13 protein-coding genes are annotated in these 12,413 nt (G+C 49.2%); 11 read left to right on the top strand and 2 right to left on the bottom strand.

Annotation, left to right across the window (positions count from 1 at the left end):
* Nucleotides 1-56: 56 nt before the first annotated feature.
* Nucleotides 57-929, bottom strand: a complete 873-nt coding sequence (locus ACUHGC_RS11545; RefSeq protein ID WP_446833432.1) for an aldo/keto reductase — start codon at nt 927-929, stop codon at nt 57-59.
* Nucleotides 930-1,062: 133 nt separating this feature from the next.
* On the opposite strand from ACUHGC_RS11545, the gene ACUHGC_RS11540 reads away from it, so the two are divergent.
* Nucleotides 1,063-1,902 carry a LysR family transcriptional regulator gene (locus tag ACUHGC_RS11540; protein WP_446833431.1) on the top strand — a complete coding sequence of 280 codons (840 nt, stop codon included), beginning with the start codon at nt 1,063-1,065 and terminating at the stop codon, nt 1,900-1,902.
* A 398-nt stretch (nt 1,903-2,300) separates the two neighbouring features.
* Here ACUHGC_RS11540 and ACUHGC_RS11535 read toward each other — a convergent pair whose 3' ends face one another.
* Entirely contained in the window at nt 2,301-3,314 is a 1,014-nt protein-coding gene (locus tag ACUHGC_RS11535; protein ID WP_446833430.1) for a PTS transporter subunit IIC, read from the bottom strand.
* A 180-nt stretch (nt 3,315-3,494) separates the two neighbouring features.
* Between ACUHGC_RS11535 and ACUHGC_RS11530 the strand changes: the two genes are divergently transcribed.
* The 10 genes from ACUHGC_RS11530 to holB all read left to right on the top strand — a co-directional run bounded on the left by ACUHGC_RS11530 (nt 3,495) and on the right by holB (nt 12,411).
* On the top strand, nt 3,495-4,094 hold the full coding sequence (locus ACUHGC_RS11530) for an HAD family hydrolase (protein ID WP_446833429.1): 600 nt from the start codon (nt 3,495-3,497) through the stop codon (nt 4,092-4,094).
* A 12-nt stretch (nt 4,095-4,106) separates the two neighbouring features.
* Entirely contained in the window at nt 4,107-4,709 is a 603-nt protein-coding gene (gene rdgB / locus ACUHGC_RS11525; RefSeq protein WP_446833428.1) for an RdgB/HAM1 family non-canonical purine NTP pyrophosphatase, read from the top strand.
* Nucleotides 4,706-5,845, top strand: a complete 1,140-nt coding sequence (gene hemW / locus ACUHGC_RS11520; protein ID WP_446833427.1) for a radical SAM family heme chaperone HemW — start codon at nt 4,706-4,708, stop codon at nt 5,843-5,845. The genes rdgB and hemW overlap by 4 nt, the downstream gene beginning before the upstream one ends.
* Nucleotides 5,846-5,860: 15 nt before the next feature.
* A complete protein-coding gene (locus ACUHGC_RS11515; protein ID WP_446833426.1) occupies nt 5,861-6,568 on the top strand; it encodes a phosphoribosyltransferase in 708 nt (235 codons plus the stop codon).
* Between the two features lie 159 nt (nt 6,569-6,727).
* Entirely contained in the window at nt 6,728-7,387 is a 660-nt protein-coding gene (gene rpiA / locus ACUHGC_RS11510; RefSeq protein WP_446833425.1) for a ribose-5-phosphate isomerase RpiA, read from the top strand.
* A gap of 19 nt (nt 7,388-7,406) precedes the next feature.
* Complete coding sequence (gene serA / locus ACUHGC_RS11505) at nt 7,407-8,639, top strand: phosphoglycerate dehydrogenase (protein ID WP_446833424.1); 1,233 nt, start codon at nt 7,407-7,409, stop codon at nt 8,637-8,639.
* 70 nt (nt 8,640-8,709) lie between these two features.
* Nucleotides 8,710-9,621, top strand: a complete 912-nt coding sequence (locus ACUHGC_RS11500) for a DMT family transporter (RefSeq protein ID WP_446833423.1) — start codon at nt 8,710-8,712, stop codon at nt 9,619-9,621.
* Between the two features lie 109 nt (nt 9,622-9,730).
* Nucleotides 9,731-10,771, top strand: coding sequence for an endolytic transglycosylase MltG (mltG, locus tag ACUHGC_RS11495; protein WP_446833422.1), 1,041 nt, complete (start codon nt 9,731-9,733; stop codon nt 10,769-10,771).
* A 1-nt stretch (nt 10,772) separates the two neighbouring features.
* A complete protein-coding gene (gene tmk, locus ACUHGC_RS11490; RefSeq protein WP_446833421.1) occupies nt 10,773-11,417 on the top strand; it encodes a dTMP kinase in 645 nt (214 codons plus the stop codon).
* A gap of 4 nt (nt 11,418-11,421) precedes the next feature.
* The gene (gene holB, locus ACUHGC_RS11485) at nt 11,422-12,411 is read left to right on the top strand and encodes a DNA polymerase III subunit delta' (protein ID WP_446833420.1); all 990 of its coding nucleotides are present in this window, start codon (nt 11,422-11,424) and stop codon (nt 12,409-12,411) included.
* The last annotated feature ends 2 nt before the right edge of the window (nt 12,412-12,413 follow it).

The raw sequence follows: 12,413 nt of genomic DNA, 5'->3' as shown, positions 1-12,413 counted from the left end.
CAAAGGCCGTCTGAAAGCAAAATCTTTCAGGCAGCCTTTAACTCAACCAATCAGCCTTACAAATCCCATTCTTTCCACTGCATCATCATCTCAACAAAATTCGGGTCGTGGTGGTCGAAAAAGGTCGGGAACGAGGTGGATAAGGCACTATGCCCTGTATCCATGGTGGCGATTTTCAGCATTTCTTGGGCGGAGAGTTCAAAATCCAGCACCGCAAGATTCTCTTTCATCCGCTCGGCTCGCACGGTTTTTACCAGCGACACGATATTGCGTTGATACAGCCAGCGCAGCGCCACTTGCTCCGCCGTTTTGCCGTGGGCTTTGCCGATTTCGGTCAGCACGGGGTGGTTGAAAATATCGTATTTGCCCTCGGCAAACGAGCCCCACGCCTCGGCGACAATGCCGTTTGCCTGCATGTAGTTCACATCTTGCACACGCTGGTGAAACGGGTTGATTTCAATCTGGTTCACCATCGGTTTCACCTGATTAAACGCCGTCAAATCCGCCAAACGGTCGGCATGGAAATTGCACACGCCAATGGCTCGGATTTTACCCGCCGCATACAATTCCTCCATCGCCCGCCAAGTGCCGTGCACATCGCCAAACGGCTGGTGAATCAGATACAAATCGACATAATCCATTTGCAGACGGTTTAAGCTGCGTTCAAAAATGCCCTTGGTTGCTTCATAGCCCGTGGCGCTAATCCAATGCTTGGTGGTGACAAAAAGCTCATTGCGGGTAATGCCGCTGTCGCGAACCGCCTTGCCAACTTCCACTTCATTAAAATAACCGGCGGCGGTGTCGATATGGCGGTAGCCGCTGTTTAAGGCGTTTAGGGTGACGGCTTGGGTTTCTTCAGGGGCGACTTGGTACACGCCAAAGCCCAAAAGCGGCATTTCAACACCGTTGGATAAGGTGATGGTGTTCATATTAAACCTCGCTTGTTTGTTTAAGATGAATGTATTTTAGGTATTTACAATGTTAAAATAAATCACCCAATAACAAACAAGCCGTTTAGAAAATCGAAACAATGAGCCATTTTGATGATTTATATTTACTCGTGTGCGTGGTGCAGGCAGTTTTACCAAAGCGGGGCAACAGCTTGGCGTGTCCAAATCTGCCCTTAGCCAAAGCATCAGCCAACTGGAAAACCGCCTGAATATTCGCCTCTTGAAGCGCACCACCCGCAGCATTTCGCCCACGCCCGAAGGATTGCAATTATTAAACGAAATCACACCGCACTTTGCCGCCATCAATGGACAGCTCACCCAACTGGCACACAATCAAACCTCCGCCACAGGCATTGTGCGGATAAACGCCAGCCAAGCGGCGATTGAGATGGCGATATTGCCCAAACTCGCCCCGCTGCTCGCCGAATATCCGCATATCCAAGTGGAGCTGCACAGCGATAACCGCTTTGTGGATATTGTCAAAGCAGGCTTTGATATGGGCGTTCGCTTAGGCGATGCGGTGAGCAGTGATATGGTGGCGGTAAAAATCAGCAAGCCTGTACGCACCGCCATTGTCGCAAGCCCCGAATACCTGCACGACAAACCACCGATTCACCGCATCGCCGATCTGGACCGACACTGCCTCATCGGCACGCGTTTTGATGTTGACCGCCCACCTGTGGCGTGGGATTTTCGGCAAGAGGGCAAATTGGTGGAATACCAACCCAAACCGCAACTGCTGCTCAACGGCGACCCGAAACAAGCCGCCCTCAATCATCTGGGACTGGCTTTTGTCGCCCGTTCGCAGGTGGCGGCGGAATTGGCACAAGGGATTTTGGTGGAAGTGTTGGCGGAATTTGCCCATCAATACGAACCGTTTTACGCCTATTACCCAAGCAGAAAGCACCACTCACGGGCGTTTGAATTGGTGCTGTCGAGGCTTAGGGTGTGAATGAATAAAGGCCGTCTGAAAGCCGTTTTTTAATAGAGAGTGCGGTTTCAGCCAGCGTTTGATGATCAGATAATATTTCCTATTCTAATGTATCAATCCAATTTTTCCATCGTTGGTCGGTAGAAAATTCATTTGGTGAAAATAATGAATTTAATTAATTCATCGTGAAATGTGTATTCTTTAAAATACGTTGTAATTAGCTTACATAGTTTTTTGATTTTTATCTGTGGATTCTTGTAGAAAAGTTGAAATAAAATCATTCAAGTTGCTTGGATATTGATGAATTTCTGATATACATAAACTATCTGCGTATAGTTTAATATTGTCAACCGAAAAATTGAAATAAGTCCTTAAAATAACCGTCCAACTTATAGGGGTCAGATCATCCTGACCGCACTTTAGCTATGCAACTTCAAATCTCCATCTTTAATCCAGCCTTTGCGGCGGAATGCGGTGGCGATCATCAGGGTTAGGATTGCCGGCATCACAAAATGTAACAGAATGATTGCAAACCATACTTTGCCAGATGCGCCCATGGCTTCAATTGTGCCGATTTGTCCAACCAAGCCGCTGGTGCCCATGCCGGCGCCGCTTGGGATATTCGACATTTGATAGGCGAGGGTGGCGACGGGGCCGAGCAGCGCACTGGCGATAATCGGCGGCAACCAGATTTTCGGATTGCGGATAATATTTGGCATTTGTAGCATACTGGTGCCTAACCCTTGACTGAGCAGCCCGCCCCAACGATTCTCTTTAAAGCTCATGCAGGCAAAGCCTACCATCTGGCAGCAGCAGCCGACGGTTGCCGCACCGGCGGCTAAACCGCTGAGTGATAGTGAAATCGCAATCGCCGCGCTGGAAATCGGCAGAGTCAGTAAAATACCCATTGCCACCGAAACCACCATGCCCATTAATAGCGGCTGCAACTCGACCGACCAGATAATAAAATCACCGATCTGCGTCATCAATGCGGCAATCGGCGAGCCGAGCAGTTGTGCGGTGGCAACGCCGGCACACAGTGTTATGGCTGGGGTGACGATAATATCAATCACGGTGACTTTGCTCACCAATTTACCAAATTCCGCGCCAACGGCAGCAGCGAGAAAACAGCCCACCGGCCCGCCTAATGCCGCGCCGGTTAAGCCGGTGATCGTGCTGCTGAGTAACACCAGTGGCGGCGCTTGTAATGCATATGCTACACCCACGCCAATTGCGGCGCCCATTGCCTTTTGTGCCTGGGTACCCACTTCGACTAACCAAGGCAAATCGATCCAAGCCCCGATATTTTTCAGGATTAAGCCGATAATCAGTGAAGAGAACAGTCCCAGCGCCATAAAATTGAGTGCGTCGATTGCGTAGCGTTTTAAGTTGAACTGAATATTTTGTCGTTGTAAGAAAGCTCGAATTGTCATGGTTAAATCCTAGGTTAAGTTTTTATGTAGCATATCCTTTTCATTTTGTGCGTCAAGATGTTTTTTGATTTGATATTTGAAATTTATAGGCGAGATCACAAATCAACTGAAAGTGCGGTCGGATTTGCTATCTAAAACCGCCGTGAACGGCTAAAATAAGCTGATGTAAAGGAGGTGGGTATGCAAAAAACCGTGATTTTTGATCTGGGCAATGTGTTACTAAATTGGTCGCCGGAAACAATTTTACAGCGTTTCAGCGCCGATCCGCACGAGCGTGAGCAGTATCGCGCGGTCTTTTTTAACCAAACCTGGCTGGCGTTAGACGCTGGCTTAATCGAATATGATAATGCTTTGCGGCTATTTTCGCTGTTGCTGGAAAAGCCGCTGAGCGAAATGGAACGCTTCATGCAGGTGATGCGCGAGTCGCTAGAGCCGTTGCCGTTGGCACAGGATTTGTTGCATGAGCTGCATCGGCGCGGGGTGGGTTTGATCTGTATCAGCAATATGCCGCTGCACGCCAACGCTTATTTAAAACAGCGTTATGACTACTGGCAGCTGTTTCGTGGGATTGTGATTTCAGCGGAAGTGCGGTTGATCAAACCGCACTTGGCGATCTTTCATCATGCAATTGAGCAGTATCAGCTCGATCCGCAGCGCACGCTGTTTATTGACGATTCGCAAGCCAATATCGACGCGGCACAAAAGTGCGGTATTCGCGGGGTATGTTACCAAAATAATCAGGCGGGCATTGACCAAGTTTATGCTTTTTTAGCCGAATGATAAGGGAAAAAAATGCAACAAAAAATCGTACTGGCAACCGGCAACCCGGGCAAAGTGAAAGAGATGGCGGATGTGTTGGCGCAATTCGGCTTTGAGGTGGTGGCGCAAAGTGAATTTGGGATTGAAAGCCCGGAAGAAACCGGCTTAACATTTGTTGAAAATGCCATTTTGAAAGCGCGCCATGCGGCAAAAATCAGCGGGCTACCGGCGATTGCCGATGATTCGGGATTAGCGGTCACCGCACTTGGCGGCGCACCGGGCTTGTATTCCGCGCGTTATGCCGGCGAGGATGGCAACGATGCCAAGAATCGCGCCAAATTACTCACAGAGATGGCAGCGGTGCCGCAGGCGGAACGCGGTGCGAAGTTTGTCAGTGTGGTTGTGTTATTGCAGCATGAACATGATCCAACCCCGATCATTGCCGAAGGCGAGTGCCATGGTGAAATTTTGTTCGCGGAGAAAGGCGAAAACGGTTTCGGTTATGACGCATTATTTTTCTACCCACCGAAAAACGCCAGCTTTGCCGAATTGCCGCAAACTGAAAAAAAACAGGTTTCGCATCGTGCAAACGCATTGGCAGTGTTGAAGCAAAAATTACAAGGACGTAAGCTGTGAGTGCTATTTTACTGCCACCACTGAGCTTATATATCCACATTCCATGGTGTGTACAAAAATGCCCGTATTGCGATTTTAATTCGCACGCACAAAAAGGCGAGATTCCCGAAGCGGAATATATTCGCCATTTGCTCAATGATCTGGATAACGATTTGCAATATGTGCAAAACCGCACTTTGCATTCGATTTTTATCGGCGGCGGCACGCCGAGCCTGTTTTCTGCGCAGGGGATTGCCGATTTATTGCAGCAAGTGCGGTTGCGAATCCCGTTTTCAGACGAGATTGAAATCACCCTTGAAGCGAATCCCGGCACGGCAGAAGCCGAACGGTTTATCGGCTACCGACAAGCGGGCGTGAACCGCATTTCAATGGGGATTCAAAGTTTTGAAGCGGAAAAATTACAACGTCTGGGGCGGATTCACAACGTCGAGGAAGCGGTGAATGCGATTCAGTTTGCCAAAAACAGTGGGTTGTATAGCTTTAATATCGATCTGATGCACGGCTTGCCGAACCAAAGCGTGGAGCAAGCGCTCAATGATTTGCGCCGCGGCATTGAACTGGTGCCACCGCACTTGTCGTGGTATCAACTGACGATCGAACCGAACACGATGTTCTACTATCGCCCGCCGATTTTGCCTGATGACGATGCGCTGTGGGATATTTTTGAGCAGGGGCATCAGCTGTTGACGGCTGCCGGTTATCAGCAATATGAAACTTCAGCGTATGCCAAACCGGGTTATCAATGCAAACACAATCTGAACTATTGGCGCTTCGGCGATTATCTGGCAATCGGCTGCGGCGCGCACGGTAAAGTGAGTTTCCCGAATGGTGAGATTTTGCGCTATGCTAAAACCAAGCACCCGAAAGGCTATATGCAGGGCAACTATCTGCACAGCCAAAGTGCGGTCAGCGCCGCCGAACGCCCGTTTGAGTTTTTTATGAACCGCTTCCGTTTGTTAGAACCGGTGGCGAAACAGGATTTCACCCAGCTGACGGGATTAAACATCAATCAAGTCGCCGAACAGATGAATTGGGCGACACAACAAGGTTACCTCACCGAAACCGACCGCACTTGGCAAGTCACCGAACACGGCAAACTGTTTTTGAATGAATTGTTGCAGCGGTTTTTGGAGTAAGCAAGGAGTATTCAAATGATTCGTACTGCATGGCGTGAACATTTTCCAAATACGGTGATCGATCGGAAACTTGGCGATGCGACATCACATCAAGAATATTTAGCGGCAAAAGCAGGCGATATTATGGCAGCTTATCGCTTGGCGCAAGACTTAGTATCAGTTGAGGCAATACATAACTTGGAAGCCATTATCGGCGATAGGGATTGTGTTATTGTGCCAGTTCATGCGGAAGAAGCCGTTGGTATCAATATGATTCCACTGGCGGTAGCAAAGGTTCTTGCTGAAAAATTGGGAAAAACGGTTGATTTATCGATCGTCCAAGCAACCAAAGTATCACGCACGGGCAGTAATGGTTGGCATAGATTAGCCAATTCCCCTCAATTTGATGGTGTTTTTCCATCAAATCAAAATGCGTTAATTCTTGATGATACGCAAACGCAAGGCGGAACATTGGCAAGCCTGAAAGGTTACATTGAACATCAAGGTGGCAAAGTTATTGCGGTTTATGCTTTAACCGGTAAACAATATTCGGTACAATTAAAACCATCAGAAGCGACATTAATCGAATTAAGGAGAAAATATGGCGAACTTGAAACATGGTGGGCAAGTCTATTCGGCTACTCCTTTGACAAATTCACCGAGTGGGAAGCCCGATTCCTCATCAATTCAGGTAAAACAACTGAGCAAGTCAGAGATTTTATCATTGCGGCAAAACAAAGTTGAATCCTACCGAAAATTAGAAATGTTATACCATTCAAACTAATGATTAGCCTTGATAGATGATTATCAAGGCTTTTTTATTTCTTATCTCCCCAAACCCATTGAACAATCCCGATAACGTAGTAAGATAAATCAATATTTTTATCAACATAAGGATTAGTCATGGATCAGCTGGAAATGAAAAAACAGGCGGCTCAAGCAGCGTTAAAGTATGTTGAAGCGGGCAGTATTGTCGGGGTCGGCAGCGGTTCGACAGTGAACTGCTTTATCGAAGCGCTCGGCACAATGGCAGACCAAATTAAAGGCGCGGTGGCGGCGTCGAAAGAGTCGGAGCGTCGCTTGCAGGCGTTGGGGATTGAAGTGTTTAGCGCCAATGAAGTTTCCGGACTGGATATCTATGTTGACGGCGCCGATGAAATCAATCCGCAAAATATGATGATTAAAGGCGGCGGCGCGGCGTTGACGCGCGAAAAAATTGTCTCTTCATTAGCAAAAAAATTCATCTGCATTGTGGATTCCACAAAACAAGTGGATGTGTTAGGCTCAACATTCCCGTTACCGGTGGAAGTGATCCCGATGGCGCGTTCGTATGTGGCGCGTAAGCTGGTCGGCTTGGGCGGGCAGCCCGAATATCGCGAAGGCGTGGTGACCGATAACGGCAATGTGATTTTAGATGTGCATAATTTTAAAATTATGCAGCCGGTCGAGATGGAAAAAACTTTAAACAATATCGCCGGGGTGGTGACCAACGGAATTTTTGCTTTGCGCCGTGCGGACATCGTGATTGTCGGCAGCGGGCAGGGCGCACAGGTTTTAGCGTAAATTAAACAAAGGAAATAACATGACAGCAAAAGTCTCATTGGATAAGGCAAAAATCAAATTCCTGCTTTTGGAAGGCGTGCACCAAAGCGCACTGGACAGCTTGCACCACGCGGGTTACACCAACATTGAATACCACCAAAAAGCGCTGGACGACGCCGATTTGATCGAAGCGATTAAAGATGCGCATTTTATCGGGATTCGCTCGCGCACCCATTTGACTGCCGAGGTGTTGCAGCACGCCCAAAAATTGATTGCTATCGGTTGTTTCTGTATCGGCACCAACCAAGTGGATTTGGACACGGCGAAACAGCGCGGGATCCCGGTATTCAATGCGCCGTTTTCCAATACCCGTTCGGTTGCCGAACTGGTGCTGGGTGAAATCTTATTGTTAAAACGCAAAATTCCGCAGGCGAATGCCGAAGTTCATCGCGGTTTATGGAATAAATCGGCGACCGGTTCGCACGAAGTGCGCGGCAAAAAACTGGGGATTATCGGATACGGGCATATCGGCTCGCAACTGAGTATTTTAGCTGAAGCGATCGGGATGCGGGTTTATTTTTATGATATTGAAAATAAATTGCCGCTGGGCAATGCCCAGCAGATCCGCACGTTAGAGGAATTACTGTCAACTTGTGATGTAATTTCATTACACGTGCCTGAAAATGATTCGACTAAAAATCTGATGAGTAAAGAGCGGATCGAACAGCTGAAACAAGATTCGGTGCTGATCAATGCCGCACGCGGCACGGTGGTGGATCTGGACGCGTTAGCTGACGCACTGGAGAGCGGACGCGTGTTAGGCGCGGCGATCGACGTATTCCCGGTTGAACCGGCTTCAATTAACGATCCGTTTGAATCGCCGTTGCGCCGTTTTGACAACGTGATTTTAACCCCGCACATCGGCGGCTCGACTTCCGAAGCGCAAGCCAATATCGGCTCGGAAGTGGCGAATAAAATGGTGAAATATTCCGACAACGGCTCAACCCTGTCGGCGGTGAATTTCCCGGAAGTGTCGTTGCCGGAGCACTCAGGCACCAAACGCTTAATGCACATTCACCATAACCGCCCGGGCATCTTGAACAAGATCAACCAAATTTTCACCGATGAAGGGGTGAATATTGCCGCGCAATATTTGCAAACCAACCCGCAAATCGGTTATGTGGTGATCGACGTTGAAACCACCAACACCGACAACGTGCTGCAGCGCCTGCGCAGCATTGAAGGCACGATTAAAGCGCGCGTGTTGTTTTAATTCGGTTTGAAATCATCAAAGTGCGGTTTCCTGAATCAGGAAGCCGCTTTTTTAGTTTTAAGTAGAAAAAATGTCTGAATCCTCACAAACTCATTATGCTGCCCCGTTATTGGTTATCGGCTGTGTTATTTTTGGGCTGGGCAGTCTGATCGTCAAATTTGTACCGGTCGGTGCTTACGCGATAGCCTTTTGGCGTTTATTGGTTGCCGCCTTGATTTTTTTGGGACTAATGCGAATGTTCCGCCAATCGTTCCCCACCAGCCGCAAAGCGATCGGTATGGGCTTGCTGTCCGGCGCCTTTCTAGGCTTTGATTTGGCGTTATGGCACGAAAGCATTTATGCGGTCGGGCCGGGTATTTCGACCTTGTTGAACAGCCTGCAAATTTTCTTTTTATCGGCAATCGGTTTTATCTGGTTTCACGAACGGCTGACCAAATTACAGCTGTTCAGCTTATTGCTGGCGATTTCGGGGGTAGCGATGATTGCCAGTCCGGAATTCGGGCATAACGCGGAAGCCGGCTGGGGCTTTGCCAGCGGTATAATTTCAGGTGGAATGTTGGCGCTTTCGATGGTGTTTGTGCGCAAAACGCAGCAGGTGGAAAAAACCGCACTTTTCCCTTTGATGTTGCTGATCAGCCTTGGCGGAATGCTTGCACTCTTGCTGCCGTCATTGTGGTTCAACAGTGAGAATCTGTATCCGACCACTTGGCGTGATGTGGGTTTGATCGTGATCTATGGCGCATTAATGCAGTGCTTTGCTTGGGGGCTGATTGCTTATGCGATCCCGCTGTTATCACTTTCGGTAACCGGCTTATTGTTATTAAGCGAACCGGTCGCCGCCTTAATTATTGATTACTTCTGGCTGGAAAAATCGATTAACAGCCTGCAATGGCTGGGCGCGGGTTTAACCCTGCTAGCGATCTATTTGGGATCATTGCGTGGTAAAAAAGTGAAACGAGCAGGCAGAAAAGTTGCAGTGTAGCTTGAACATATCCGCTATTCTCTGATGTCTCGGTTACGGCTTCCTGTTGCTATCATCTCACTCGGATTCCTGCTAGACTAGGGCGTTTTTATTGGAAAAATTGGGTGTTATGAAAAAACTGTTTTCATTTATATTTTTATTGGCCTCACTGGCGGCAGTCGGGATCTTTTGGGGCTATCAGCAAATTCAGAATTTGGCGAACCAGCCGATTCAAGCGCAACAAAATCAATTGTTGACTATTGAACGCGGCACCACCGGCAAAAAATTGGGCGAATTTCTGCAACAGCAGGGGCTGATCGACGACGCCACATTTTTTCCGTTTTTGTTGCGTTTGCAGCCGGAGCTAAGTGCGGTCAAAGCCGGGACATATTCGCTGAACGGCGTGAATAACCTGAGCGAATTATTGCGCCTGCTGAACAGCGGCAAAGAAGCACAGTTTGCGATTCGCTTTGGCGACGGCGAACAGTATAAACAGCTGCGGCAAACCTTGGCTAACGCACCGCACTTACAGCAATCGCTAGGCGAAAAAAGTGAAAGCGAAATTGCCGAGTTATTGAATTTACCGTTAGCCGACGGACAACCAAACCAAAAACTGGAAGGTTGGATCTATCCGGATACTTATCATTATGCGGTCAACTCGACGGATTTAGCCCTGTTGCAACGTGCGGCGCAGCGAATGCAGCAGGCGTTGGACAACGCGTGGCAAAGGCGCGCGGACAATTTACCGTTAAAAAATCCGTATGAAATGTTGATTCTCGCCTCGATTGTGGAAAAAGAGACCGCACTTGACAGCGAACGCGCCCAAGTGGCGGCGGTGTTTATTAACCGCTTGAAGCGAAAAATGCGGCTGCAAACTGATCCGACCGTGATCTACGGCATGGGCGACAACTATCAGGGCAATATCCGGCGTAAAGATTTAGACGAAAAAAACGCATACAACACTTATCAAATCGACGGCTTGCCGCCGACCCCGATTGCGATGCCGAGCGAGGCGTCATTACAGGCGGTGGCGCACCCGGCGGACACCACCGCGCTGTATTTCGTGGCGGACGGCAGCGGCGGACATAAATTCAGCAACACCTTGGCGGAACATAATCAAGCGGTGCAGCAATATTTGCGCTGGCTGCGTTCACAGAAAAACGGAAAGTAATATGCAAAAGCAAAAGTGCGGGAAATTTATCGTGTTGGAAGGGCTGGAGGGCGCGGGCAAAACCACCGCGCGTGATGCCGTGCTAAACGCGCTGCGTGCCAACGGGATTGAACAGATTGAGTTTACCCGCGAACCGGGAGGCACGCCGCTGGCGGAGAAATTGCGCCAACTGATTAAGTTCGGCGACGGCGACGAAGTGATCAGCGATAAAGCCGAATTGCTGATGTTATATGCCGCACGGATCCAGCTGGTGGAAAATGTGATTCGTCCGGCGTTAAAGTGCGGTCGTTGGGTGCTGGGCGATCGGCATGATATGTCGTCACAGGCGTATCAAGGCGGCGGGCGACAAATCGATCGCACGCTATTGGAAACCTTGCGCGATACGGTGTTGGGCGATTTCAAACCGGATCTGACCTTGTATTTGGACATCGATCCCGAATTGGGCTTGAGCCGCGCGCGCAGCCGTGGCGAATTGGATCGAATCGAACAGTTGGAGCTGGATTTTTTCCACCGCACTCGTGCCCGCTATTTGGAATTGGTGGCGGCGGATCCGAACGCAGTGCTGATTGACGCCTCACAATCCATGCAGCAAGTGGCGGCAGACGTGCAAAGTGCGGTCTGCGACTGGCTGTCAAAACAGGATTGATACCATGTACCCGTGGTTTGAACCGCTATTTCAGCAGCTCGACACCAGCTTTGCCAACGGGCAAGGGCATCATGCGCTGCTGTTCAAACGCGACAGCGGCTTAGGCACGGAACAGCTGCTGACCGCTATTGCGCAGGGAATTTTGTGTTTAGAAAAGCCGGGGTTGCAAGCGTGTGGTAAATGTCACAATTGCCAGCTGTTCAGCGCCGGTACGCATCCTGATTTTCACCCGTTGCAACTGCAAGAAGGCAAGAATATCGGGATTGACCAAGTGCGGGAGCTGATCGCCAGTTTGCAGCAATATGCCCGCCAAGACGGCAACAAAGTGGTGTATCTGCCGACGCTGGAACTGTTGAGCGAAGCTGCCGCCAATGCGCTGCTGAAAACATTGGAAGAACCGAGTGCAGGCAGCTATTTTTTATTATCGGCGGATTTGAGCGCGCCGCTGATGCCGACGATTTACAGCCGCTGCCAAGTCTGGACGCTGACCGCACCGAGCACAGCGCAGGGCAAAGCCTGGCTGCAATCCCAAATTCAAGCGGATGACGCCGATATTGAGGCGGTATTGCGGATTAATTATAACCGCCCGCTGGCAAGTTTGAAGGCGCTGCAAAAAGAGTGGTTGCCACTGCGCAAACAATTTTTGCGCCAGTTTTGGCTGTTCCAACAGCACCGCGCGATTGAGCCGTTTTTAAAACAGTTTGCACTGGATGATGAAGAACTGTTGCAGCGCCAGCTCAATTGGCTGAGTGCGTTTTTCAGCGACAGCTTAAAATGCCGTTTGCAGATCCGTGACGGCTGGATCAATCAAGACATCAGTAAAGGCATCGAACAATTCAGCCGATTGCTGCCGCAAACCGCACTTTTGCAAGCCAACCAATTGGTGCAGCAGCTGCGTCAGGATCTCAGCCAGATCAACGCCGTCAACCAAGAGCTGATGATTCTGGATTTTTTAACCCAATTAATTACCCTAGTTTTTGAAAATAGAGGTTGAGT

Source organism: Testudinibacter sp. P27/CKL/0425, from assembly GCF_052931395.1.
This window is presented reverse-complemented; position numbering and strand designations above follow the sequence as displayed.

Bases quoted from the DNA above. Each gene is read 5' to 3' on its own strand.
- ACUHGC_RS11545 (WP_446833432.1), bottom strand. From the start codon at position 929: ATGAACACCATCACCTTATCCAACGGTGTTGAAATGCCGCTTTTGGGC.
- ACUHGC_RS11535 (WP_446833430.1), bottom strand. From the start codon at position 3,314: ATGACAATTCGAGCTTTCTTACAACGACAAAATATTCAGTTCAACTTA.
- ACUHGC_RS11530 (WP_446833429.1), top strand. From the start codon at position 3,495: ATGCAAAAAACCGTGATTTTTGATCTGGGCAATGTGTTACTAAATTGG.
- rdgB (WP_446833428.1), top strand. From the start codon at position 4,107: ATGCAACAAAAAATCGTACTGGCAACCGGCAACCCGGGCAAAGTGAAA.
- ACUHGC_RS11515 (WP_446833426.1), top strand. From the start codon at position 5,861: ATGATTCGTACTGCATGGCGTGAACATTTTCCAAATACGGTGATCGAT.
- rpiA (WP_446833425.1), top strand. From the start codon at position 6,728: ATGGATCAGCTGGAAATGAAAAAACAGGCGGCTCAAGCAGCGTTAAAG.
- serA (WP_446833424.1), top strand. From the start codon at position 7,407: ATGACAGCAAAAGTCTCATTGGATAAGGCAAAAATCAAATTCCTGCTT.
- ACUHGC_RS11500 (WP_446833423.1), top strand. From the start codon at position 8,710: ATGTCTGAATCCTCACAAACTCATTATGCTGCCCCGTTATTGGTTATC.
- mltG (WP_446833422.1), top strand. From the start codon at position 9,731: ATGAAAAAACTGTTTTCATTTATATTTTTATTGGCCTCACTGGCGGCA.
- tmk (WP_446833421.1), top strand. From the start codon at position 10,773: ATGCAAAAGCAAAAGTGCGGGAAATTTATCGTGTTGGAAGGGCTGGAG.
- holB (WP_446833420.1), top strand. From the start codon at position 11,422: ATGTACCCGTGGTTTGAACCGCTATTTCAGCAGCTCGACACCAGCTTT.